Origin of the sequence: Paenibacillus sp. AK121 (genome assembly GCF_019042715.1) — a bacterium.
GTDB lineage: Bacteria > Bacillota > Bacilli > Paenibacillales > Paenibacillaceae > Paenibacillus > Paenibacillus polymyxa_C.
The window spans coordinates 509,802-535,751 of record NZ_JAHPJM010000002.1; the positions used below are offsets into that span (position 1 = coordinate 509,802).

A 25,950-nucleotide genomic window follows, 5' to 3' on the forward strand; every position below is an offset into this window, starting at 1 on the left:
TAAGTGATGAACAACTCCATGATTGGCGCAATGGTGTCTATGGCCAGTGTGCAGCAGCGTTTGGATTTAATTGCCGATAATATCGCCAATGTCAATACGGTTGGTTATAAGAGTAAACAAGGTTCCTTTGAAGATGTATTGGCTAATGTGCAGCAACAGCCTTCAACGTATCTCCAAAATGGACGGGCGATGCCGCTCGGCTATAATTTGGGCTACGGAGTCAAAACAAACGCAATTATGAAAAATATGGAACAAGGTCCGCTCAAGGAGACGGGACTTCCTACGGATCTGGCGATCCAGGGGAATGCCTTGTTTGAAATCCAGGGAAATGGGCAAAAAGCTTGGACGCGTGACGGCAGCTTTCATTTTATTCCTGATCCGAATGATAATGAGACGATGATGTTGACCACTGCGGAAGGTTATTCTGTGCTGGATAATAACGATATTCCTGTGACTGCGCCAGCGGGTTCCAAAGTAGCTATTAACTCCGATGGCGAATTGCTGATTCGTGCTAATGGAACTGGCGCTCCGACAGTTGGTCAGCGAATTAAGCTAATGGATGTACAGCGTCCAGAAGGATTGCAACAGCGGGATGATAACCTGTTTGTGTTAGCAAATGGTGTGACAGAAGCCGATGTATTCGGGGCAGCAGGGGTGGCAGGTGCTGTTCCAACGGACGTATCTGTGCGTTCCGGTTATCTTGAGGAGTCTAATGTGGATTTAGCGGGCGAAATGACGGATATGATGCAAGTCCAGCGGATGTATCAAATGGCGGCACGGGCATTAACCTCTAGCGATACGATGATGAACCTGGCCAATAATTTGAGGGCTTAAGGATTTGGTGATGAAGGAAGAACAATCTGATTCCCGTCCGGTGCCTGAAAAGACTAAATCCCGCTGGCGTACTGCTCGTTATTTCGTAGTTCCGTTGTTGCTCCTGTTCTCGCTGTTAGGCGGCTTAATTGCAGGATATGTAATTGTAGGTAAGCAAGGGCTGGCAGGCGTATTTGAATGGAAAACCTGGCAGCATGTCATTGATCTTATATTTGCGCCTTGATTTATTTTTTAAAAAGTGACTGTGGTGGGAGAAGGTCGCTCCGCGAATGATTTGATCTTACGATCGCTGTTGCAACGGAATTTTCATATTATTAAGTTATTTAGATGTAAAAATCCCGTTGCAAAGGCGAACACTTACGCTTCTCCAGATTCAAATCCTTCGTTCCGCTGCTACCCGCCATTGTCCACTTTTGTAAAGGTAAATCAACCCGCTATTTTGTGGGTAGTAAATAAAAAAACAAACCCTGTGCCAGTGGCGCAGGGTTTTATTATGTTTTCACCGCAGAACCCTCCAGTGTAGCGAGTATGGATTGCAAATAATTGAGGCCGTTCAGAGGCCTTCGTTTGTTTTGTTTGCTCTTCGCAACAAGCGAGTATTATTGAAGCGAGTCTTCTTTTTGAGCCAAAAGCAACTCGGCGGAGGGGATGGAATCGTTCTGTAGAAGCGATAGCGTTCGCCTTTATCCTCGGATTTTAACCTTTCCGGGTTTTAAATAATGAAAAAATCCGAGGTAACAGCGATCGGAAGAACGATCCATCCCCGTAGCCCTCTCCCCCTTGGCTCAAAGGAAACTTCGCTTCACCCCCATAATAGGAGCAACAAATATGGTACTTCCGCATAATTTTCTTTTTGCATCTGATGAATGTATAATGATGGGGAGTTTATAACACTACGGGGTAAAACCAAGCACGAGCAAAAGGGCTTCTTCTCGCCTCTGTTGCGTAACCGGCGGAAAAAGCCCCTTATCTCAACCTTCACTTCTGCAGTAGGTGAAGGATATCTAACATTGTTGCCGTGATGAGCTGTTTTTATACAGCGTTAGCGGGGTAATATTATGCTTGCAGTAACTCTGGCTGAATAGAGTCAAATCTGCAAGCGAGAGGAGTTATTAAGGTAAATGGACAAATTGCAATTGGATGTTAATCAAATTCAGGAGATTATTCCGCATCGACCGCCATTTTTGTTGGTGGACCGTATTATTGAACTGGAGGAAGGTAAAAGAGCAGTAGGCATTAAAAATGTAACGATGACTGAGCCCCATTTCATTGGACATTTTCCGGGTTATCCTGTTATGCCTGGTGTATTGATCACTGAAGCGTTGGCTCAAGTCGGAGCAGTCGCATTACTGCACCTAGAGAGCAATCGCGGCAAAATCGGCTTTTTGGCAGGGTTGGACGGTTTCCGTTTCCGTGGACAGGTAGTCCCTGGGGATACGCTGACACTTGAAGTGGAAATCACTCGTTCCAAAGGTGCTTTTGGTAAAGGGAAAGCTACGGCGAAAGTGGGCGACACAGTAGTAGCTGAGGGCGAGATTATGTTTGCTTTATCAGACCCACCCCAATAGACAAGCCCTGCCGACATAAGCACGATGTCTGAACCGAGTGCATGTGTACATAGAGATCCTGTTTTGACAACCCAAAAATGGAGAGGGGAAATTCCGTATGACGCAGTTGAGTAAAAAAGCATTAGAAGGTATTGAGAGCTGGCTGCAAGACCCTTATATTGATGAAGAAACCAAACAGGAGTTGCGCGCATTGCAAGGCAACGACCAGGAACTAGAGGATCGCTTTTACAAAGAACTGGAATTCGGTACAGGCGGTCTACGTGGAGTGATTGGGGCAGGCAGTAACCGGATGAATCGTTATGTGATCGGACGTGCGACTCAAGGGCTCGCTCGCTATATTTTAGAGCAGCATGCTGGCAAAGAAGGCAAACCTTCGGTTGTCATTGCACATGATTCACGTCATTTTTCGCCAGAGTTTGCTTTGGATGCAGCTTTGGTGCTGGCGGGCAATGGTATCGTAGCTAAGTTGTTCCCTTCCTTGCGTCCAACGCCGCAGCTTTCGTTTAGTGTACGTCATTTGGGAGCCAGTGGAGGAATTGTTGTCACGGCGAGTCACAATCCTCCCGAGTATAATGGTTACAAGGTATACAATAATGAAGGTGGTCAGCTTGTTCCAGATCAGGCTGAAAAGGTGATTGGCTATATTCGTGAGGTTCCTTCTTTTGCTGACATCAAAAGTCTGACACGTGAAGAAGCAGAGGCACAGGGATTGTTGATTTGGCTTGGAGAAGAGGAAGATGAAGCGTTTGTGGATACGGTAGCCGGTGTGAGTGTGAACCGAGAACTGATTGCAGCTGGACCGGGCAAGAACTTTAAAGTTGTGTTTACACCTCTTCATGGCACTGGAAATATACCTGTTCGTCGTGTACTGGAGAAAATCGGTTTTGAACAGGTGCATATTGTGCCTGAGCAAGAGCAGCCAGATGCGGAATTTTCGACCGTTAAGTCGCCTAATCCGGAAGAACGTGATGCGTTCAAGCTGGCCATTGCGCTGGGTGAGAAAATTGGTGCAGATCTGTTGATCGGAACAGACCCTGATGCTGACCGTATGGGGGCAGTTGTGAAAAACCGTGATGGCGAATATGTGGTTTTGTCCGGTAATCAGTCCGGCGCAATTATGGTTTACTACTTGCTGAATCAACTGAAAGAAGCTGGCAAGCTTCCGAATAATGGTGCAGTTATCAAAACCATCGTAACTAGCGAAATGGGTGCAGTCATTGCCGAACATTTTGGAGCAACAGTGTTTAACACGCTAACCGGCTTCAAGTATATTGGCGAGAAAATGAACCAGTTTGACCAAACTGGCGAGTATACCTACCTGTTTGGCTATGAAGAGAGCTACGGCTATCTGGCAGGAAATTACGCACGTGACAAGGATGCTGTCTTGGCGGCCATGCTGATCGCCGAAGCTGCTGCTTATTACAGCACGCAAGGCAAGACGCTCTATGATGTTTTACAAGAGCTATACGAGCAGTTTGGCTACTTCCTTGAAAAGCTGGAGTCTCGTACACTCAAGGGTAAGGATGGAGTGGAGCAAATCCAGAGCAAAATGACGGATTGGCGCAGCAACGCACCTCAAGAGATTGCAGGTGTGAAGGTAGACAAAGTACTGGACTACTCGCAAGGCTTGGGCGGACTTCCGCAGGAAAACGTACTCAAGTTTTTATTGGAGGACGGTTCTTGGTTCTGCCTGCGACCTTCAGGCACAGAGCCTAAAATCAAAGTATACTTTGCAGTACGTGGTTCCTCGCTGTCAGACGCGGAGCAAAGAATCGGTCAGCTGGTCGATGCTGTTATGGCCCGCGTAGACGCTTGAGAAAATTCCCTTTATAATAGAATAGGTTAAGGTAACTAGATATGAAATAAGTAATCGGTGACCTCTCACGGCAAAGGGCAGTACGCCGTGGAGGTCATTTCTCTGTATTGCAGAATAACCTGGAAGAGGCTTTGGAAAAATAGGCTTATTCCGGCAACGGAGGATTTTGCAAAATTCAATGAGTGGCCTACTCAAGAGTAGAATGGCAAGGTGGGCAGCATTGAATTTTGCAAAATCCCGAATATTAAGGAGGTTCTTTGGTGTATCAGAAATGGCAGTATTGGAATACAGCTTCTCGAAAATGGTTGTGGATTCTGGTTGCGGTTGGCTTGCTGGCTTCCATTCCAGTTATCGCCGATCGTGTAAAGACAGAATCCTCGAGTAAAAAAGTAGAGATTGTGTTCGATTATCGGGATTTGACGGAAGCGGCTTCGTATCAGGCTCATCCGCAGGACTATCTGAATGAGCAGCTTGACCGCTTACAACAGGCTGGTGTGAACAGCATGGCGATGTATGAAAGTACGTTGGATGATTTCCGTAAAGCGGGCCGCATTGTAACTTATACGACTCAGAATGTTGCGGATCTGGAAAAACGTCTTTCACCTGCAAATGAGAATTTTACGTACGTTGTTTTCGCTGACAAAGAAAATGCTGAAGCACTAAAGCCGTTAATTTTACGTACGTTTACAAGTCTGGGCATCAACGTAAAGCCGTGGAGTTATCAGGGACAGGAAGGGCTTGTTGTGGAAACATCCCCAGAGGATGCGTATCTCAAGCCTATGCAGCCTGACCCGATTGCTATGAAGCAGCTCCGGAGTAAAGGTTTTTTTATTGTTCCACGCATGAGTGACAGCCTTCCCTATAACCAGGAGTTGACGGAAGAGATGCTGGCTTCCTTTCAGCAAAATGGTGTAAAGCGCATTTTGTTTGAAGGGGATTCAGTCAAAGGCTTTACTGATAACGAGAAAGAGCATAGCTTAGCGGCATTTGCTAAATTGCTGAACAAATACGATATCGGCCTAGCTGCTATCGAAAACTTAAAGAAACCGCAGGCAGGCTTCAATAAGCTCGCTTACGATATCCACTATAATGTTGTGCGTCTATACTCACTAAGTGATAAAGATTCAACACTCGATGTGGAAACGTTGGCCGATCGTTTTGCACTCGCCACCAAGGATCGGAATATTCGCATGTTGTATCTGAATACCGCGCCTAGCCGCAGTGTTGCTGAGGCCAAGGTGAAAGACTCGGTTGATAACCTGATCCACAGCTTAGACAAACCGGGCAACGCTGTACAACGAATGGAGAAAAAAGGGTTTGAACTTGGACAAGCTGAACCGTTCCAAGTGGTCGATTCCTCCATTCAGCGCTATCTCAAAATGATTGTCGTACTGGGTGCACTAGCCTTCTTCTCCATTATGGTGTCCTATTTCGTTCCGGCATTGACTTTGCTGGCATTTGCACTCGGTTTGGTAGGTTCTGCTGGGCTTTATGTTTTGAACTCCAGCCTGATGGAACAAGGTTTGGCGCTGCTTGCAGCGATTAGCGGACCTACGGTTGCAATGATCATTGCAGTGCGTACGATCAGAATTAAACGTGAACAGGGGCCTGAACTTTCTGTAGGTCAACGATTGACTCGCACGCTTATACTGTACGTACAGACAGCGATCTTGTCGCTGGCTGCAGTGCCTTTTGTTATTGCGCTGTTGAACAGCATTGCCTACAGCCTGGTGTTAAACCAATTTAGAGGTGTAAGCTTGCTTCACATTCTGCCGATCTTCTTGGCGGCGATTTATATTTTCTTTTATCGTGGCGTTTCTATACGGGAGGAAATCACCAAACTGCTACGTACGCCGATTACTGTATTGTGGGTTATCGCACTGGCTGTTATCGCAGCGGCTGGCTACTACTATTTGACTCGTACTGGAAACGCAGGTACGGTGTCGAACACCGAGCTGGTTTTCCGTAACTTCCTGGAGAATGCGTTTGGTGTACGTCCGCGCAATAAGGAATTCTTAATGGCTCACCCACTGTTTATTGCAGGGGCATTCCTGGCTTTGAAATATCGCAAAGCAATCTATTTGCTGATCATAGCTGCTATTGGTCAAGCCTCGATGGTCGATACCTTTGCTCACATTCACTCTCCAGCAGCACTCTCGTTTAGTCGTGGGCTGTTGGGATTGGGATTTGGATTGGTGCTGGGAATCATCGCAATTGTCGTGTGGCAAGTGCTGGAAGGATGTTGGAAGAAATGGTCACCACAGCTAAAACGATAATAATCTCGGGTTATTACGGGTTTCACAATAGTGGGGATGAAGCGGTGCTCAAGTCGATATTGACTGCTTTAGAAGAGGAAAGCCGTCAGGCGGGGATTACGATCAAGCCTGTTGTTCTATCTTCTGACCCTGCTTGGACACAGAAAATGTACGGAGTAGAAGCTGTTCCGCGTATGAGCCTGGGGGAAGTGCGGAGAGCGATTAAAAACAGTGACGGGCTCATTAGTGGCGGCGGGAGTCTGCTCCAGGATGCTACAAGCCCTAAAAGCATTCCGTATTATCTGGCGATTCTGAAACTGGCTCAATGGGCTGGAAAGCCAACGTTTGTATACGCTCAGGGCATGGGCCCAGTACAACGGAAGATATTTTATCCTATGATCCGAGCTGTATTTCAACGCTGTGAATATGTTTCCGTCAGAGATGAGCAATCTGCTGCTTTGCTGAGTACCATGAAACTGAAACGTCCGGTTGTCGAGGTTGTTCCTGATCCTGTAATGGGGCTTCCTTTGCCCTCCGGTTCCGAGCTGCATGATGCTGCAACTGAGACTGATGAGGATGAACTCCCAGTCGTCGGCATTTCTGTACGCTACTGGGATAAGGAACAACGCGATTTAACGGCTATTGCAGACGGCTTAAAAAGATTAGCTGCGGAACGCCGTGTTCACTTGCGTTTCTTACCATTCCATTTACCTGACGATGAACAGGCTTCAAGGATGGTAATGGATTTGTTGGGGGATATTAGTGGGACAGGAAGCCTTGTCAGTATGTGTGACCAAGTTACCGATCCTCAACAGATGCTTTTGGAGGTCAGCAGATGCAGTTTGATGATCGGGATGAGGCTGCACAGCTTAATCTATGCAGCGTCCCATCAAGTGCCCCCGTTGGGTATATCCTACGATCCCAAAATTGATCATTTCCTCAGCCGTGTTGGTAGCCAGCCTGTTGGTACTACAGATGCACTGGATGCGCAAAAGCTGGCTAACGAGTCTATGCGGCTGCTGGATCAGCGTAGTCAATGGATCGAGAGCCAAGGGGCAGCAATTGCTTTGTTAAAAAGTGAGGCTCGCTTACCAGCACAGCATATCGTTAATTACTTGTGTCGCAAAGGATGATGGATACAGTGACAGTTGATAAGGTTACGAGTGTGCCTACCGTCCCGATTTTCGGTGTTCAGGTATCAAGGCTTAATATGAAAGATACATTAAATGTATTAATTCAGGCGGTGAAGTCTCGCCGCCCCCATCAAGTGATCACTGCCAATCCGATTATGGTCATGGCTGCATTGGAAGATCCAGTGTATATGAATGTGATGAAGCAGGCAGAGTTGATTGTTCCAGATGGAACTGGTGTGGTCTGGGCTGCAAACTATGTTGGACATCCTGTACCCGAGAGGGTGGCAGGTTTTGACTTGTTACATGAATTGCTCGCAGCTGGAGAAAACTATCATTGGAAAGTTTATTTACTTGGATCAACGCCTGAAGTGATTCAAGCGACCGCTCAGCGGGTACATGAGCTTTATCCTGGAATTACGGTTTGTGGCAAGCGCGATGGTTTTTTTGGTCCTAACGAGGATGAAGCGGTGATTAGGGCTATTCGTGAAGCGAACCCTGATTTGTTGTTTGTAGCGCGTGGAGCTGATACGCAGGAACCTTGGATTGGTAAATATAAGGAACAACTGGGCGTGCCGGTGATGATGGGGGTCGGCGGTAGTTTCGATGTTATATCAGGAAAAACAAAACGCGCACCTAAACTGTTTCAAAAGCTACGAGCTGAGTGGTTATATAGACTCCTAAAAGAGCCTAGTCGTTACAAAAGAATGCTTGCGTTGCCGAAATTCGCAGTGAAAGTGATGCGTGAAAAAGAAAACGTCACAAAAGTGTGATAAATAGCTTGAATCTGCCTTTAAAACCCGCTAATTTGCCAGAATATGAGGCTTGGTATTTATTTTTGATCAGAGTATAATTCAATGCGGTTACATCTGAAAAGGCATTGCTTTAAAATTGGGGGTCGAATGATCAAATGTTATTGATCTATATTATTGGTTTCATCATGGCACTGGGACTTGCGCTGTTACTTACGCCGCTTGTCAAGAAATTCGCTGTGAAGGTTGGAGCCGTCGATGTGCCGAATGCCCGAAAAGTACATACCCGAATTATGCCGCGTCTTGGCGGTCTGGGGATTTTCTTGGCATTTCTGTTGTCCTTATTGGCGATGTTACCTTTTGTGCCTGACGGAATGCTGTCCTCGCGGGATATTAACTTTATTGCAGCCTTTCTGATTGGCGGTACGCTGATTACACTGATTGGTGCTCTCGATGATCGTTTTGATCTTAATGCAAAATTGAAATTTTTGGCTCAAATTGCCGTGGCATGTATGGTCGTGTTTGCTTTTGATATTCGTGTGGATTTTGTAAATGTACCTTTTCAGGATGCATACTCTTCTTTAGAAAGCTGGATTTCCATTCCGCTTACGATATTTTGGATCGTAGGTGTGACCAATGCTATCAATTTGATTGACGGTCTGGATGGACTAGCTGCAGGTGTCTCAGGAATTGCGATTGGAACGATCGCTGTGATGTCACTACTAATGGGCAATTACATGGTGGCGATGCTTTGCCTTGTGCTGTTAGGTAGTATTATCGGATTTTTATTTTTTAACTTTCATCCTGCAAAAATATTTATGGGTGATACAGGGTCCTTATTTTTAGGTTTCTCTCTAGCTATGCTTTCAATGCTTGGTTTCAAGCAAATTGCTATCGTATCATTTATTACGCCATTGATTATTATCGGTGTACCTTTGTCAGATACATTCTTTGCTATTATTCGTCGCAAGTTGCAGAAAAAACCGATATTCTCACCGGATAAAGGCCATTTGCATCACTGCTTGCGCGAACTAGGCTTCAGTCACAGACAGACGGTGTTGATTATCTACGGTATTGCTGTATTTTTCGGTATATTAGCCGTTATCCAATCGTCGGCTGCGCTTAATGAAGCAAACTGGGTCACCTTTGTCGTGATATGTATCATGATGTTCTTCCTACAGATCGGAGCAGAAGTTATTGGTCTCGTTGGCAAAACCAAACGTCCTGTTCTTAACACACTAATTCGGTTGTTGGCTAAACCAGATTCCCAGACGCGATCGAAATTATAATTTTAATTTAAATGTAAGCCTTCAAGCTTAGCGGTATACCGCAGGTTTGAAGGCTTTTTTAATGTTTGCTGTAAAAAAACTCCCTCCTTTTTTGAGAATTTTCTAATTTTTTGTATGTTTGCTACCGATAAAAAAAGTAATGAATGATTACGTACCCCAAGGTGCGACAGAATCAAAGGAGGACAATGATTTGAAACGATTGCTATCCATGTTGCTGACGGTTGGTCTCATCATTGGCTTGGTGCCGGCGGCCCTGGTAGGTACGGCTCATGCTGCGACAGGAACTTATTTCATTTTTCCAAATGAAAAATATGATGCGGATTCGGCCAGAATGGTAAATACCGACCGTGTTACAGTTAACGGTACGATTAACGGAGTGAATGGAAGTACTATATCGTATAGTGTATTCCAACTCTCTAAAAATGGAACAAACCTTAACGTAGTTAATAAAAATGAGAGTCAAAAGGGCGGAATTACGGTCAATGGCTCTGCAATTCAAATTTCAGACATTAAACTGTTTCCTGGTTTGAACCGAATTACATTCCAAAGTAGTCAAAATTCGGCTGAAATGAAGGACTCCATTTATATTGAGTATCAGGATGGACCCAAGCTGTATGATCTGTCAGCCACACTGAATGGTGAAACCCAGCAGTTAGTAGAGAATCAGACGGCGGTACTGACAGACGCACGAAATAGCGGTACGGATGATGTGAAAGTAGTCATTCAAGGTACGGCGCCTAATGCTGACAGTGTAACGCTTACTTCTACAAAAAGTAGCAATACGTATACTGTTAACTCCTATACCAGCTATAAGCTAACAGGAAGTGTTGTACTCAGCCCGGGTAAAAATATAGTGACGATTAAAGTGGGTAACGGAACTCAGGCTCTTACGGTTACGCGTGAAATCACGATTTATACGGGTAAACCTGAATTTTCCGATTTGACTTTGAACAAGGACGGAAATGTGTCTGCTGATCTGACGACTTCACCTGACTTTACTGTATCGTCTACAAGCGGTGTGGTTTTAAAGGGTAATGTTCTGGTTCCTTCCGGAGCAACTGATCCAGTAGTGAGCAAAATTAATGCTAGATTTACGGATGTAAGTAATAACGGTAGCGCAATTGGTGATACCAATGGAATTGATGCTACGATTGATACAGCAAATGTTGTTACATCTACTGGTTACAAATTATATCCGTTCCAGGTAACTGTGCCTGATGGCATCGTAACCGACCACTTGATTCGTGCATCTCTGAGTGTAGGTTTTGCAAATGGAACGAGTTCCAATGCATCTGCGGTTCAATTTACATTGCGCAGCAGCACTCAGCCTTATATTGATGACGTGAACTTTCTCCCTGATTTTAATAATCAGTTGTTGAATAGAATCAAGGGTAGCGGGTCTGATCAAGCGGCTGCCCTAGATGAAGCCATGAAATTAACAGGAAGTTCTATGAAGAACAAGACTACTGATGCCCCATCTGTACCTGTAGGTATGGAATTTATCATTGTTAATGGTACACCTGGTTCAATTAACGAGCTTTCTGGTGTATCCGTTAATCCCGTGGGTCCAGCCCAAGATGTGATTCGAACAATCAATGGTAAGCCAACACAAGTGAAGAAAGTTGTCGCTTATGTAGATACTTTGCCTAAAGAAGGACAAAACGTCCTGAATTTCTACCTGAATGACTCAAGCAAATTGATTAAGGCAACTGTAAACTTATTGCAGGGGCCATTCATGAAATACGATACGATTTATGATGGTCAACAAATTCCGTTGAATACATCGAATGCAAACTTAAATACGTACAAACTGGATCAATTGGGTTATTTTAAAGGTAAATTGCTGGATGTGAGTAATGCAGCTGATATTCACTACACTGGCAGTAACCGAAATGTATTCTTGTATGTGAACAACGTATTAGTTGATCTTGATGGCTCAGGAGCGAACTTTAAGCTGGCTGCTTCCTCCTATGATGCGGCTGCCAACGCACTGGCAAACGGAAATAATGAAATCAAATTTGTGTTCAAGCCAGGCATCGAGTATAGCAATACGGTAAAAGTAAACTTTACACAAACGAATATTCCAGTAATTCCTGTTCCAAACACACAAGGAATTATTCCTTTTACACCCGTTAGCGGTCTGAGCAATACGCCGAAATATAGCGAAATTGCACCGAAATCAAAAGATGCAAACTTCACTAAAGTAGATGACACTAACTACAATACATCGCTGAAAAATATCAATATCTTTGGTACTTTCAGTCTTGCTGATTTGGGTAAAGCGGATCAGGTGAGTGGTTCGTTAAGTGATATTGCCAATAAAGATCAATACATTTTAGAAATTAAAGGTTCGGACGACAGTGAGGTAAACTGGACGCTGAATAACGAGTTCTTCTCAGCGGAAGATGCCAAAACTGCATACAACTCTGGTGCTACTACGGATAAGTTTACAAGCAAAGATTTGAAAGACCTGCTCGTATACTACCATCCGGACAAAAAGTATTTCAGTTTTGTATTGAAAAACCAAACTATTTCGCAAGATGGAACGCCAGTAGCTTATAACATTACCTTGTACAACAGCGGCAAGAGCGGACCGTTTGCTACTTTCCGACTGCAAGTATCCGGTCAATCCACATCTTTTGATATCTTGCGTCCGCTTCCTGAAAAAAGAATCGTGAATCAAAACTTTGTGCAAGTTGTTGTGAACGCAGGTAATGCAGATAGTGTTATGGTAGGTAAGGAAAAAGCAGTTCAAGAAGGTTTTGATTCTGATTATGATGGTACTGTTGATTACCCATCAACCTACAAAGCCATCGTTACAGGTCTAAAAGCCAACAAAGATAATAAAATTGATGTAGTGGTTACAGTAGGCAAGGAAAAATTAAAACAGACCATTACTGTTAAATATGTGCCTACTAATATTCCTGGCGAGCAGTACATGGAAGCGATGAAAACATCGCACAAAGTGTTCGATGGTAATCTTACACTTGCGTTCGCGAAGGGAACGAGCCTGATTCGTCGGGATTACGATCAACCACAGCAATTCAAAAACCAGGTTTTCTCTGGCCATACTTTGTACTTTGCGATCGCGAATAGCGAAGATGGTGTGGTAGACCGTCATGAATTTGAAACTGAAAAAGCATTGTCCGACATGCGGAGCTTGATTGCAGATGGAAGTAAATACTTCAACAGAGATTTCCCAAGTCGCTTTACCAAGTCCAGTCCAGTATTCTGGATTGACCCAGGTACAGCAGATGATATCAAAACAGATGCTTACGATCCGGTAACGTATGGTGCCGATCCTTATCAATTGGCTAACAAATCACAAAATGATAGCAGCAAGATCAAAAACTTTTACTGGCGTGACCCGTCTAACGAGCTAGTACCTTCCAAGCGTGCTACATTGACGCTGACGTATGATAGCAGTATTGCTCAGGATGCAGGGAAACAAATGACAGTGTTCTATTTTGATTCTGATTTGAAGGATTGGCAGAACATTGGTGGTGTGGTGGATCCGAAGAAACATACCATTAAAGTACCGTTTGACCGTTTCGGCTACTATGTAGTCGCTAAGGTTGGGGAAACGTATAGTGATGTCATTAAGCACAAATACGCTAGAGATTATATCGAAGCTATCTTGGCTAAGGGTGTTATGAACCCGATGGATCCAATTAATAGCTTTGGACCTGACAGCTACATTAAAAGAGGCGAATTCACGTCGATGATTGTCAAAGGTCTGCAAATTCCGCTTAATTTCAGTGGAGCGAAGCATTTCGACGACGTGTCTATTCCAAATACGATATCCGCAGATGCGCTCTACGATTATCGTTATATTGAAACAGCTGCGCGTGCCGGTATTGTCAAAGGTTCGCAACCAAGAATCTTTATGCCGGAAGATGTAATCACACGTCAAGATGCAGCAGTCATTATCGCCAAGGCATTGAATTTGAAGCTGGAAACAGATCATGACAAGATCATGAAAAATCTGTCCAAGACCTTTAAAGATGCGGACAAGATCGATTACTACGCACAAGCATCTGTATTGGCTATTGCTAAGAAAGGCTTTATCACAGGGTCGCCTGTAGACGCAAGTGATCTGAAAAAAGGATATATGTTTAATCCTACATCCTTGACCTTGCGCGGAGATGCAGCAATTATTGTAGCTAAAGTTATGGCTGATAAAAAACTGCTTCCTAAAATTTAATCATTCAAAAACCTGAAATTATCAAACATCCCTCCATGAGAAATGGAAATTCCCTTTCATATACATGAGAGGGATGTTTTTTATAAATCAGCTATTTGACTGGAATTACGGGCCTATGCCATAATATCAATGAGATGAAAACTTTGGAGAAGCATTACGGCATTTTTAATTTAGCTTTGTCTTAAATGGGTGTATTAATTGCTTTTTTTTAAGAATTTATCTCAAAATGTGTTTATTATTTTTGCATATGTTTTTTTTGCGCATTTATCTGAAACTTTACGCCTATTTCATCGTAGTAGAGGATGTGTGTGCTTAAATATTACATAGAGAAGTGAGTGGGGAGTGATGAGATGTCTCAGTTTTCAATACGCCGTCCTGTAACAGTATTTATGTTAATTGTTGCTTTGTTAATCGGGGGCGGTATTTTTGCGTTAAGGCTTCCTGTCGAGTATATGCCAGATATGAAGCTACCTTACGCTGCAGTGGTGACCAGTATTCCAAACGCAACGCCTACTGAGGTTGAGGAATTGGTTACTAAACCTATTGAAAAGAGTCTGGCTTCTATCGAGAACGTGGATACAATCACGTCCGAGTCTTCAGAAGGATCATCTATGGTCATGATTCAATTTAACTGGGGAGTAGATATGAACCAAGCAACCCTCGACATGAGGGATAAAGTTGATACCGTTAGAGGATCTCTCCCAGACACGGCAAATTCGCCGCGTGTTCTAAAAGTGGACCTCAATGCAACGCCAGTTATTACCCTCGCTTTTACAGGAGACCAGGATATTAACAAGCTGAAGCCTATTGCTGAAGATATTATCGAGCCGCGGCTTGAAAGAATTGCGGGAGTAGCTGCAGCCAACATGTCAGGTGGTCAAGAACGACTCGTAAAGATCACTGTAGATCAGGCCAAGCTTCAAAGCTATGGCATTACGCTGGATCAAATTCGACAGGCCCTATCGGCTAATAATGTTGCTGGCTCTGCGGGTTCTGTATATCGTGGTAATACACAAATTCAACTTCGCGTTCAAGGTGAATATAAAGCTGTTTCAGAAATGGGCGAAACGCCAATTCCTGTAGGTAAGGGAAGCGTGAAATTGAAGGATATCGCGACAGTTGAAGACTCCGTAGAAGAAGTCACCACTATTTCTACCTATAATGGGAAGCCAAGTATTAATATTTCTGTTACTAAGGCTACTGGTGGAAATACTCTTTCAATCGCTAATTCTGTGAAGGAAAGTTTGGATTCGATACGGAAGGACCTGCCTCCTGGAACACAATTGGAGATGGTAACTGATGCTTCCAAGCCTATTAGAGACTCCGTACACTCACTAATAGAACATGCTATATTGGGGCTTATTATCGCAGCTATTGTGTTGCTATTATTTTTGAACAGTATACGTTCTACTATTATTGCTGCGATCGTTATTCCAATTTCCTTCGTAGCAACGTTTATGATGATGTATTTCACTGGACAAACCATTAATGTTATTTCATTGAGCGGTTTGCTTCTAGGGTTAGGATCATTTGTCGACTTTGCCGTTGTTATCATTGAAAATATTTTTAGGCAGCGACATGAAGGGAAAAGTATGCTACAAGGGGCAATTGATGGCTCCAAGCAAGTGGGCAATGCGGTTATGGCATCTGCACTTGCACAGATTGTAGTATTTTTACCGGTTGTTTTTGTTGACGGAATTGCAGGAGTTATGTTTAAACCGTTGGCATTAACTGTTATCTTCTCCCATATAGCAGCCTTGCTGGTATCCCTTATGATTGTGCCAATGCTTGGCTCGCGTTGGATGCCTACAGTACCGGATGAATCCATATATTCTTCAGGTACTTATAAAGGTATTAACCCTATTGTGTGGTTTAATATCGGATTTGAGAAATTTAAGGGTGGTTATCGCCGTGTACTGAAGTGGGGAATTAATCATCGAAAATCTGTTTTAATCATTACTGTATTAATGTTTGTGGCAGCTGGGTCTCTGATTTCTATGGTTAAGGCTGAATTTATTCCTGAATCCGACACTGGGGAATTCTCAGTGAAAGTGAAACTTCCTAATGGAACAGTTCTAGAGGAGACTGAAAGAGTTGTTCAAGGTATAGAGAAAGAAATTCTGAAAGTTCCTGATCTGGACAAAATGACAGTGACTGTTGGTGCTGGTGGTCTTTCTGGTTATTCAGGGGCAACTCCATCCAATTCGGCAGAACTAAGTGTTGCGCTGAAGGATGGGCATCAGCCAACAGACGCTGTAGTTGAAGGCCTTCGCAAGAAATTCGATAGTATTCCGGATGCAGAGATTACACTGGAGTCTGCAACAGGCCTTTCGACTGGAGCGGCGGTTAATATTAACCTAAAAGGCGATGATATGGACGTCTTGAGGGAACTTTCCGACAATCTCGTTGCCGGCGTAAAGAGCATACCGGGAACGGTCAATGTAAAAAGTTCTTTGAATGCGGTTCGCGAAGAATATGAGATTACCGTTAATCGAGAACTTGCTAGTCAATATGGCTTATCAGCAACCCAAATTTTATCTGCTGTAAATACTTCCTTTAATGGATCTGTTGCAACAAGCTATCGCACAGGTGATGATCAAATCGATGTGAAAATATCTCTGCCTGAGCAGGATCGACATGACTGGTCCTATTTGAAAGCATTACGTATTACCACTTCACAAGGGATTGATGTGCCTTTATCTTCGGTAGCAAGTATTGATAAACGCGCTGTACCGGATAGTGTCACCCGTGAAGACCAGACACGTCAAGTACAGATTTCTGCTGATATTGATGGATCAGGGGACATTCTAACCGTCAAACAGAAAATAGATGCTCTTTTGAAGAGTACTCACTTCCCAGAAGGCTATAGTGCAGATACGGGTGGCGGGCAAAGTGAACAAATGATGGAGTCTTTTATAAACTTAGGGATAGCTATTCTGCTATCTGTAGTTCTGATTTATATGGTTATGGCAGGACAGTTTGAATCTCTGCTCACACCGTTTGTTATTATGTTTTCGATTCCGCCTACGTTAATCGGTGTACTTATCGGTCTAGTGGTAACGGGAGCGAGTCTTAGTGTTTCGGCTTTTACGGGTTACATCATGCTCGTCGGTTTGGTCGTAAATAATGCAATTGTCATGATTGATTTCATTATTCAGCTTCGAAAAGAAGGCGAAGATCGAGATGAAGCTATTATTCATGGGGCATCTGAGCGGTTGCGTCCGATTTTGATGACAACGCTGGCTACCGTACTTGCTTTGATTCCTATGGCATTTGCTAAAGGTGACGGTAATGAGACACAAGCTCCTATGGCGGTTGTTGTTGTATTCGGGTTATCCTTCGCAGCTTTGGTCACGCTGATTCTTATTCCGGTTGTTTATGTTATTTTGGACAATATCATTCAAAAACGTAAAAATCGCAAATTGAAAAGACAAGAAAAGAGACAACTGAAAAAAGAAGCGAAACTACAAAAAAGTGTTCATATATAAGGTGAGGTGGAGAAACATAATGAATAAAAAAAGTGCTCTGATTGCCACAACTTTGCTTTTATCAGTTGCATTAGCAGGCTGTGGTGGGGGGGAGGCCCCCACTGCGCCAGCTTCAGTGCAGAAGGCGATCCCAGTCCAAGTGGCAAAAGCGGCTAAAGGCAGTATTAACGACTCAACAGGTATTATTGGAAGCTTTGCTCCGAAAGAGACGGCTCAAGTATCTCCGAAAATTAGCGGAAAAATTCAAAGTATCAATCTTACAGTGGGGCAAAAAGTAAACAAAGGCGATACATTGTTTACTATAGACCAAAAGGATATTCAGGACTCGATTAAGCAATCTCAGGAATCGTACCAGGTTGCCTTGGCCAACTTAAAACAGGCTGAGTCAGGCGCAGCACAATCTGTGCAACAGGCGGAGTCCAGTGTGGATCAAGCCAAAAGTGCGCTTGTACAGCAAGATAACTCCATTACACAAGCTCAGACCAGTCTGATCGATGCTCAGAATTCCGTGCGTGATGCACAAAATACGCTTAATCGCAACCAACAGTTGTTTAGTGCGGGCGCTCTATCTCAATCCGAGTTAGAGCAGTCCCAAATAGCGTATAGAAAGGCTCAAACTGCGGTGGAGAATGCTCAGATTGCGCTCCACAATGCACAAACATCCAAGGAAAGTGCGCAAACCACATATAATAATGCCCAGAAATCATTGCGTCTTGCACAACAAAAAACGGGCATAGACGTAGCACGTGCTTCTGTAAATCAAGCTAAAGCCAGTTTAGACACAGCACGTAGCCAACTGGTGGATGCTGTAGTCAAAGCTCCGATTTCCGGCACGATATCGGTAGTAACAGGAGTCCAAGGGCAAATGGTTAGTGCGCAATCTGCAGTTGTTACAATTGCGAATACCAATCCTATTATTGCTAAGGTCAACGTTTCTGAATCGGAGCTTCTGAAGATGCAGGTGGGTTCATCTGTAACTGTAGGTGTGGACTCGTTGGATAAGCGCATTGAAGCCAGAGTATCGGCTGTCAATCCGGTAATGGATAATGATCTCAAGGCATATCCTGTCGAGATTTCGGTTCCAAATGGTTCTGGTGAATTAAAATCAGGGATGGTTGTAACTGTATATATGAAGTCAGAAGCTCCTAAAAACATTTTAGTATCGCAGGATGCCGTTACAGAGCAGGCAGGGAAGAAGTATGCATATGTAGTGGAAGGTACTGTTGCTAAGAGGGTAGAAGTGCAGACAGGCCAGGAAAGTGCCAAACAGGTTGAGGTCACCAAGGGGCTCACTGAGGGACAAAATGTCGTCGTTAAGGGCGTAAGTTTGCTTTCAGATGGCGCGAAGATTAATGTAGTAAAATAATTTGTTTCGTTATATTTACATTATATTGCTGTTCTCCGTCATTTCTACTATTTAAAGTGTATTAGAGTATTAGATTTCTAAGGAATCTATAGTCTTTATGTACTTTATGTATTCTATGGATTATTCGTTACGAATATACTCCATTAAAGACCTCATTAATGTACAGAAAATACCCCTGTACATTTAAGGTTGAGAAGGTAAAAGTTGTAGGATGACGGAGGAACAGGTTCAATAGTATAATTATGACTGTGGAAAGCGGAATACATAATCAAAAAAAATAAAATAATTTTTTTTTTTGAAACAGACGCAACTTTTTGGACCCATGCTACGTCTAATTGGGTGAGTATGAAACAAAGGGGTACAAAAGCGTAAAGACAAAATTCGCTAAAAAAAATCTTTACTGCATTGTTATCACATTGTATAATACTGGAGTACGTCATAAATGGACGCTTTCTTTCAACTAGATTCCAAGCTTCTGTGATATTGTCACAGATATCATTTTATAAGGGTTCTCATAAAGCTCGGAAAGGAGGTGTAACGACTGATGAGTGACAAGATCCGACAAAAAGACAAAAATAATATTTCTGTTTATATTCAAGGAGGAGAAAAAAAGGTTATGACAAAGTTTAACAAAAAAATGATCAACGTGCTGGCAACAGCAACATTGGTTGCTGGTGTAGCAGCTCCAATCGCAGCATTGACTGCACCAACTGCAATCCATGCAGCTTCTAGCTATGTAAATCTTAATACTCCATCTCTTAACTCTTCCGCAAACTCTAACGCTCAACTGGGTAGAGTGAAAGTGAACATTGGTAAAGCTGCTGTGACTAAAGACTCTTCTTTTACAGTAAGATTGCCAAAGGGAGTTAAGTTCAATGGTAAAAATACCACTGATTATGCTGGTGTTGTTGGTGTATCTGGTCACAACAGTGCTTCCGACCATAATAACTATGGCAGCGTAGCATCTGCTACTTATGGTACTAAAACATTTGGTATGGGTGTATATGTTGAATTGGATGACAATGGCTTGAAAGGTAACTCTGGAGATATTGCAGAACCAGTTACTGTAACGCCATTGAATGACAGCACTGTTAAAGTGAAAATTAATTTTGATAATAGTAATGATGATCTTGGACTTTACCTGAATTTTCTGAACATGAATGTTACAGGACCAAGCACTGGTCCAGTCAAAGTTGCTATTGATGCAGATAGCAACAGCGGTATCACTAGTGGTGAAGTAACGATTGCTAATGTAGTATCTTCTGGTCAAGTTTCCTTGTCAGCTACTGATACTGTTTCAAGTCAAGAGAATTTCGAGGCGACCTTGAAAGTTAAAGAACAAACAGCTGGCGCTTTGGGAACTAATAGAATTAAACTGAAACTGCCTAGCGGTTTCAAATGGGATGCTTCACCTAAGAGCAATGCTACCATCTTGTTTGGTGATCAAGATGCAGTAGTGAAATATGTGCCTGATGGTGACACACTGGAGTTGTACCTGAATAAAGAAACATCAAAAGAGACTTCTTTCCAAATTCCAGTAGGATTCTATGTTGATGATGAAACAAGTGCTAAAGAAGGCGATGTTGTAGCTAGTATCTCCGGAAATGCATCTACTGATGTTAGTACTCTTGTAGTAGGTAATTATGGAGAAATTGGTGGAGGAGTTACTGTTGCTACTCCAACAACAATTCTTGCTGGTCACGACGAGCAAAAAATTGGTGACATCGTAATTAAAGAAAAAGTTGCTGATTCTTTTGTTGAGAAACGTACTGTGACATTGCGTTTGCCTGAAGGCGCTCGTTGGCAGTCGACTTTTGATAATAACAATCCAGGATCAAGTTTCTCAGGATCTATGGAGAACACTAATGGTCTGGGTAATGCAGAAGTATCTTACACAGATTCCGACAAACGTACTTTGAAACTGACTTTCAATAATCCTAACAGCACAACTGATGCAGGTTCTCTTAAACTGAAAAACGTTGAAGTTGCTACGCAACCAGGTTTCTCCGGTGATCTGAACGTTGAAGTTGCTGGTAGCCAAGGTCTGAGCGGTACTGTTAAGGTTGCAACTGTGAAACAAGCAGTTACTTTGGCTGCTGCTTCCAAACCAACCCTGACAATCGGTCTGGGCGATCAACAAGTTGGTGATATCACAATCACTGAAGCTGCTAAAGAAGCTTTCGTTAAGAAAGACGGTAGCCGTGAAGTAATCTTGGAATTGCCAACAGGCGTACGTTTTGCTTCTACTCCAGAAGTAAAAGTTACAGCTGGTGACGTTAAAGTTAAGAGCGTATCTACTGATACTTACGGCGAAAGCAACAAAGGCCGTCTGAGCTTCTACATCGACAGCGAATCTGCTACTCCAAGTACAATCACAATCTCCGCTCCTAAGCTGACTATTGACCGTACTGTAGCTCAAGGCGACATCGTTGCTAAGCTGAAAGGTAGCGCAGTTTCTTACACTGCATATAAAGGTAGCGAAAACACTCAAAACTGGAAAGACAACAACACTGCAGCTGCTGAAGTAGCCATCGCAACTGTTGGTACTCCAGCTCCAGGTGCTACTAAAACTAAAGCTGTCTTCACATTGGGAAGCACTTCTTACACTGTGAACGGCGAATCTAAAACAGCTGATGTAGCTGCTTATGCTGAAAACGGACGCACTTACTTGCCAGTACGTTATGCAGCTGAAGCTTTGGGTGTATCCCCACAAAACATCCTGTTTGACAAAGCAACTTCCACAGTTACCCTGATTAAAGGTGACCGCGTTGCTCAAATCAAACTGAACACTAACCTGTTGACTGTTAACGGTTCTGTGATTCGTATGGACGTTAAAGCTGTAACTAACAAAAACCGTACTGTACTGCCTATCTTCTGGGTGAGCAGAGCGTTGGATGCATCCATCAACTATGATGCAACTGCTAAAACAGTAACTGTTGAAAACAACAACTAATTTAAGAGCAACTCTTTTGAGTTAACTGAATTAGATGAGAAGAGGGTTCCTTTTGGAGCCCTTTTCTTTTATTAGTCTTATTGACAAAGGAGAGAAATTATGAAACGTTTTGGAGTGGCATTACTATCCACATTGGTTCTTACTTCTGCGTTTGCTAATCTTGCAGGAGCTCAGTCAGGCGATATAAAGGTTATTATTAACGGTGTAACTCAACAATATACACAGTCTCCGATAGTCAGTCAAAATACAACCCTAGTGCCTCTTCGTGGTGTTTTTGAAAGTTTGGGAGCGCAAGTAGAGTGGGACAGCAAAGCCAAAAAAGTAATAGCATCTAAAAATGATGATACATTAACTTTAAATATTGGTTCTAAACTTGCCTACAAAAACAGTAATCCTGTACAGCTCGATGCGGCAACTCAAATTCAAAAGGGGCAAGTACTCGTTCCTTTACGTTTTGTGAGCCAATCATTAGGCGCCAAAGTAAATTGGGATCAAGCTACACGAACAGTGACCATTTCGAATCAAGCTAATGGTAGCGCCACTGACACTAATAGCTTGTCCAGTAAGCCACTTACAGCTCCTGTGACCAAAGTTACTTACGATACTTATTATAATGACTCCTTAACCTATGATGATGCAGTAAAACTGGCTATAGCTGATAGTACTTCAGTTAAAACAGGAGAAGTGAGTATCGATCAAGCAGGGAAAATCATGAAAGAAACTGGCAAAAATATTGATTTTGTTCCTGCTGAAGCGGGAGATGAGGCTCAAGATAAAGCTTTTAAAGGCTATGCCCAAACGAACCTTAATTATGAGGCTGCCAAAAAGAATCTGGAAATGACCAAAGAAAGTATTGAATATAATGTGAAGGATCTTTATAACAAGCTCCTTCAAAAACAAAATGCGGTTAAACTGGCAGCATTGAATATTGAAGATGCAGAGCGAAAACTTAAAGTTGCGCAAATCAAGAGAGATAATCAAATGTCGAGTGATTATGAAGTTACCCAAGCGACCAATCAGTTGACTCAAAATCAAGCAGCTTTGGATAAAGCTAAAAAAGATTTGGATAGTGCATATGTATCTTTAAATCAATTGATTGGCTACAAACCAGAGCAACGTTATGAATTGAAGGATAAGCCCGTATATTCTGAATTTAAAGATAATGTAGAGACAAAAGTAAGCCAAGTACTCACTAGCAGCACTGCCATTTGGTTGAGTGAGCAAAAAGTGGATTTGGCTGAACTGAGTTTGAAGCTTTATAACTTTAGCACTCCAGGAAATACCCCTTATGAAGCTGAACAACTTAATGTTGAAAAGGCTCAGTATGCTACAGAAGGCACAAAGAGACAATTGGAAGAAGCTGTGAGAACAATTTATAACAACATCAAAGCATTGGAAAGTCAGTACTCACAGATTCAAGCCGGTTTGGTGAGTGCAAGAAGTGCGGCTGATATGGCTAAAAAGCAATTTGATGTTGGATTGGCTACAGAGCTTCAGGTTTACGAGGCTAATTTGAAAGTGACTACCGCTGAACAACAAGCGGAAGATATTGTTTCAAGTATTGACACTTTGAAGCTGGCTTTCAATAAGCCATGGGCTATGCAAGGTTCCGCTGGAGCAAGTGCGCAATAATTTAAGCTTACCTATACTTGTTATAACCTGCAGTAGGAGGTCTTCATGAAATCACGCTATAAAGTATCGTTGGCTGCTGTTTTACTTGGTGGAGGATTTGTGGCTGGCTCTTTGATGAACAATTCAGTCAATGGAGCCGCCAGTTCTGGACAACCTGGAACAGCTGATGATCCAGTCGTAACCAAAAGCTATGTTGATCAAAAAATTGCTCAAGCGATCAAAGGTGGGGGAAGTGCAAGCGGTACTAGTAGTAAAACAACTAGCTCGACTGCTCCAGCAACAAACACCACTACTTCTAATACAACAACGTCTTCAGGAACCTCTAATGCAACTAAAAGTTCAACGGTGGAGCAAACAGAGGCTTTGAAGGTTGTTGATGTAAAGCCTGGTCAGAAACTAATTGCCAAAGCTGGAGCAGAATTTATTTTACGTAATGGAAATGCTGTTGTGTATAGCATGGATGCCAGTGGTGCTATTGATATTACTTCTGGAACTGAAATTGTTCATAACCAGGCTGTCGAAAAAAATCATTTATTATCGTTTCCTAGAGAAGGAAGAGGTATTCAAGTAAAAGAAGGCCAAAAGTATGGCTTAGTCGTTATGGTACGTGGCGGCTATACTGTTCAATAACTGGGGTCTATCTCTTTTTAAGGTACTCTTTTTCTTAAATCCTGCTTGGGATAGCAAATTGTTCTTGGCTAAGTTGACTTTAAACACTGCACACTAACTTCATGAAAACTAATTCATTGAGTGGAGGGTCATACAATGGCGTCGAGAGGTCAAAGACGATTAATTCCTGAAAGCCGTGCCAGATTAGATGATTTGAAGTATGAAATTGCTGCCGAGTTTGGGTTGCCTGTTTATAATCCTCAATATGCACATATACATCCGAATGCTGACAGTGAATTTGCTGCAGAATTGGGAGAGTTTACGAGGAGTCAAAATGTAGCGTGGCGCGATTTAACTTCAAGGCAAAATGGCTCCGTTGGTGGAGAGATTACTAAAAGATTGATACAATCCGCTGAACGTAGCTTGTCTGAATTTGGTACATTATAAATTGTAATTATTTGTACAGATTTTAAACAAATAGTAGGTTTAAACTGGAGCTATTTACATGTGGATCAAAATGGTTCGCATGTAAACTCACTTCATTTTCGAATTTTGTTATTTGGATGACATGAATTGACACCTTGTTTTAAATAGGATATCATGGCATTTGAGGCTTGTACGCAACCTTTTCCTACCGGAAAAGGTTCATTTTTTGTTAATCAGGTGTAAAAGATATCTTCCGTCATTTGTTGGGTTGAAGGTAACTGAATAATGCCATGCCATGTTAGGATTTATTAAAAATCCTCATGTATTTTAATTGTGGGAGGTTGAAATTCATGTCTGTAAAAGGTCGTCATTTGTTCACGTCCGAGTCTGTAACAGAAGGCCATCCGGATAAAATTTGTGATCAGATATCCGATGCTGTATTGGACGCCTTTTTGGCTAATGACCCTAATGCACGGGTAGCATGTGAAGTATCGGTAGCTACCGGTCTTGTTCTCGTCATTGGTGAAATCAGCTCCAAATCGGAATACGTGGATATTCCATCCATTGTTCGTAATACGATTAAGGAAATTGGTTATACACGTGCAAAATACGGTTTTGACTATAATACTTGCGCTGTATTGACTTCTTTGAATGAACAGTCGCCAGACATTGCTCAAGGGGTTAATGCTGCCCTGGAAAGCCGTGATCCTGCTGAAGTAGATAAGGAAACAGAAAACATTGGGGCTGGGGACCAAGGATTAATGTTCGGTTTTGCTACGAACGAAACACCTGAGCTAATGCCTCTTCCTATCGCTATGTCTCACCGTATTGCACGACGCTTGTCTGAAGTGCGTAAGGAGGGAACACTGAATTACCTTCGTCCAGATGGTAAAACTCAAGTAACGGTAGAATATGAAAACGGCAAACCTGTCCGTATTGATGCCATTGTGGTTTCTACGCAGCATGCAGAAGATACTACTTTGGAGCAAATTCAAGCAGATATCAAAGAAAAGGTTATTTTGCCAGTGGTTCCTGCCGAATTGCTGGATGAGCAAACCAAGTACTACATTAATCCGACAGGACGCTTTGTAATCGGTGGTCCTCAAGGGGATGCAGGTCTGACAGGCCGTAAAATTATTGTGGATACGTACGGTGGTTATGCACGTCATGGCGGGGGAGCATTTTCGGGTAAAGATCCAACTAAAGTAGACCGTTCTGCTGCTTATGCTGCTCGTTATGTAGCGAAAAACCTTGTGGCAGCTGGATTGGCTGACAAGGTTGAAATACAGCTTGCTTATGCCATCGGTGTAGCTACGCCTGTTTCGATTAACGTCGATACATACGGCACAGGGAAAGTCAGTGATGAAAAACTCGTTGAATTGATCCGAAATAACTTCGACCTTCGCCCAGCAGGCATCATTCGCATGTTGGATCTGCGTCGTCCAATCTACAAGCAAACAGCTGCCTACGGCCACTTTGGACGCACAGATCTGGATGTACCGTGGGAGAGTGTAGATAAAGCGGAAATTCTGAGAGAGCAAGCGGGGTTATAATCCTCGTAGGTCATCAGAATAACGCATTAACCTAAAAAGACTGTTCATGCTATGCATGAGACAGTCTTTTTTTGA

General features: G+C 42.9%; 16 protein-coding genes. All 16 read left to right on the forward strand.

From position 1 onward, the window contains the following. Positions 1-6 precede the first annotated feature (6 nt). The 16 genes from KSP24_RS05645 to metK all read left to right on the forward strand — a co-directional run bounded on the left by KSP24_RS05645 (position 7) and on the right by metK (position 25,875). Positions 7-834, forward strand: a complete 828-nt coding sequence (locus KSP24_RS05645) for a flagellar hook-basal body protein (protein ID WP_040102708.1) — start codon at positions 7-9, stop codon at positions 832-834. Between the two features lie 10 nt (positions 835-844). Beyond that, entirely contained in the window at positions 845-1,057 is a 213-nt protein-coding gene (locus tag KSP24_RS05650; protein ID WP_007432733.1) for a DNA-directed RNA polymerase subunit beta, read from the forward strand. 898 nt (positions 1,058-1,955) lie between these two features. Beyond that, the gene (gene fabZ, locus KSP24_RS05655) at positions 1,956-2,402 is read left to right on the forward strand and encodes a 3-hydroxyacyl-ACP dehydratase FabZ (RefSeq protein WP_013373420.1); all 447 of its coding nucleotides are present in this window, start codon (positions 1,956-1,958) and stop codon (positions 2,400-2,402) included. 97 nt (positions 2,403-2,499) lie between these two features. Beyond that, a complete protein-coding gene (locus KSP24_RS05660) occupies positions 2,500-4,218 on the forward strand; it encodes a phospho-sugar mutase (protein WP_216974661.1) in 1,719 nt (572 codons plus the stop codon). 260 nt (positions 4,219-4,478) lie between these two features. Further along, positions 4,479-6,494: a DUF5693 family protein gene (locus tag KSP24_RS05665; RefSeq protein ID WP_216974662.1), complete on the forward strand. Its 2,016-nt coding sequence runs from the start codon at positions 4,479-4,481 to the stop codon at positions 6,492-6,494. Further along, positions 6,470-7,606: a polysaccharide pyruvyl transferase CsaB gene (csaB, locus tag KSP24_RS05670; RefSeq protein ID WP_216974663.1), complete on the forward strand. Its 1,137-nt coding sequence runs from the start codon at positions 6,470-6,472 to the stop codon at positions 7,604-7,606. Before KSP24_RS05665 ends, csaB begins: the two co-directional genes overlap by 25 nt. 8 nt (positions 7,607-7,614) lie before the next feature. Then, positions 7,615-8,376 carry a WecB/TagA/CpsF family glycosyltransferase gene (locus tag KSP24_RS05675; RefSeq protein WP_040102711.1) on the forward strand — a complete coding sequence of 254 codons (762 nt, stop codon included), beginning with the start codon at positions 7,615-7,617 and terminating at the stop codon, positions 8,374-8,376. Positions 8,377-8,513: 137 nt separating this feature from the next. Continuing rightward, positions 8,514-9,644, forward strand: coding sequence for a glycosyltransferase family 4 protein (locus KSP24_RS05680; protein WP_013373415.1), 1,131 nt, complete (start codon positions 8,514-8,516; stop codon positions 9,642-9,644). A 190-nt stretch (positions 9,645-9,834) separates the two neighbouring features. After that, positions 9,835-13,848 carry an S-layer homology domain-containing protein gene (locus tag KSP24_RS05685; protein WP_216974664.1) on the forward strand — a complete coding sequence of 1,338 codons (4,014 nt, stop codon included), beginning with the start codon at positions 9,835-9,837 and terminating at the stop codon, positions 13,846-13,848. A 350-nt stretch (positions 13,849-14,198) separates the two neighbouring features. Beyond that, a complete protein-coding gene (locus KSP24_RS05690) occupies positions 14,199-17,336 on the forward strand; it encodes an efflux RND transporter permease subunit (RefSeq protein ID WP_129550105.1) in 3,138 nt (1,045 codons plus the stop codon). Between the two features lie 19 nt (positions 17,337-17,355). Next, positions 17,356-18,702, forward strand: a complete 1,347-nt coding sequence (locus KSP24_RS05695; RefSeq protein WP_090737968.1) for an efflux RND transporter periplasmic adaptor subunit — start codon at positions 17,356-17,358, stop codon at positions 18,700-18,702. A 544-nt stretch (positions 18,703-19,246) separates the two neighbouring features. Then, on the forward strand, positions 19,247-21,655 hold the full coding sequence (locus KSP24_RS05700; RefSeq protein ID WP_216974665.1) for a copper amine oxidase N-terminal domain-containing protein: 2,409 nt from the start codon (positions 19,247-19,249) through the stop codon (positions 21,653-21,655). A gap of 99 nt (positions 21,656-21,754) precedes the next feature. Continuing rightward, positions 21,755-23,287, forward strand: coding sequence for a stalk domain-containing protein (locus tag KSP24_RS05705; RefSeq protein WP_216974666.1), 1,533 nt, complete (start codon positions 21,755-21,757; stop codon positions 23,285-23,287). 45 nt (positions 23,288-23,332) lie between these two features. Further along, positions 23,333-23,917, forward strand: coding sequence for a hypothetical protein (locus tag KSP24_RS05710; RefSeq protein ID WP_216974667.1), 585 nt, complete (start codon positions 23,333-23,335; stop codon positions 23,915-23,917). A 135-nt stretch (positions 23,918-24,052) separates the two neighbouring features. Beyond that, positions 24,053-24,343, forward strand: a complete 291-nt coding sequence (locus KSP24_RS05715) for an alpha/beta-type small acid-soluble spore protein (protein WP_013373408.1) — start codon at positions 24,053-24,055, stop codon at positions 24,341-24,343. Positions 24,344-24,672: 329 nt separating this feature from the next. Beyond that, positions 24,673-25,875, forward strand: a complete 1,203-nt coding sequence (gene metK, locus KSP24_RS05720; RefSeq protein WP_129550101.1) for a methionine adenosyltransferase — start codon at positions 24,673-24,675, stop codon at positions 25,873-25,875. Positions 25,876-25,950: the final 75 nt, after the last annotated feature.

What these genes read in the sequence shown, in the direction of transcription:
- KSP24_RS05645 (WP_040102708.1), top strand. Translation starts at nt 7, where the DNA reads ATGAACAACTCCATGATTGGCGCAATGGTGTCTATGGCCAGTGTGCAG.
- KSP24_RS05695 (WP_090737968.1), top strand. Translation starts at nt 17,356, where the DNA reads ATGAATAAAAAAAGTGCTCTGATTGCCACAACTTTGCTTTTATCAGTT.
- KSP24_RS05660 (WP_216974661.1), top strand. Translation starts at nt 2,500, where the DNA reads ATGACGCAGTTGAGTAAAAAAGCATTAGAAGGTATTGAGAGCTGGCTG.
- KSP24_RS05715 (WP_013373408.1), top strand. Translation starts at nt 24,053, where the DNA reads ATGGCGTCGAGAGGTCAAAGACGATTAATTCCTGAAAGCCGTGCCAGA.
- KSP24_RS05700 (WP_216974665.1), top strand. Translation starts at nt 19,247, where the DNA reads ATGAGTGACAAGATCCGACAAAAAGACAAAAATAATATTTCTGTTTAT.
- KSP24_RS05710 (WP_216974667.1), top strand. Translation starts at nt 23,333, where the DNA reads ATGAAATCACGCTATAAAGTATCGTTGGCTGCTGTTTTACTTGGTGGA.
- fabZ (WP_013373420.1), top strand. Translation starts at nt 1,956, where the DNA reads ATGGACAAATTGCAATTGGATGTTAATCAAATTCAGGAGATTATTCCG.
- KSP24_RS05680 (WP_013373415.1), top strand. Translation starts at nt 8,514, where the DNA reads ATGTTATTGATCTATATTATTGGTTTCATCATGGCACTGGGACTTGCG.
- csaB (WP_216974663.1), top strand. Translation starts at nt 6,470, where the DNA reads ATGGTCACCACAGCTAAAACGATAATAATCTCGGGTTATTACGGGTTT.
- KSP24_RS05690 (WP_129550105.1), top strand. Translation starts at nt 14,199, where the DNA reads ATGTCTCAGTTTTCAATACGCCGTCCTGTAACAGTATTTATGTTAATT.
- KSP24_RS05650 (WP_007432733.1), top strand. Translation starts at nt 845, where the DNA reads ATGAAGGAAGAACAATCTGATTCCCGTCCGGTGCCTGAAAAGACTAAA.
- KSP24_RS05705 (WP_216974666.1), top strand. Translation starts at nt 21,755, where the DNA reads ATGAAACGTTTTGGAGTGGCATTACTATCCACATTGGTTCTTACTTCT.
- metK (WP_129550101.1), top strand. Translation starts at nt 24,673, where the DNA reads ATGTCTGTAAAAGGTCGTCATTTGTTCACGTCCGAGTCTGTAACAGAA.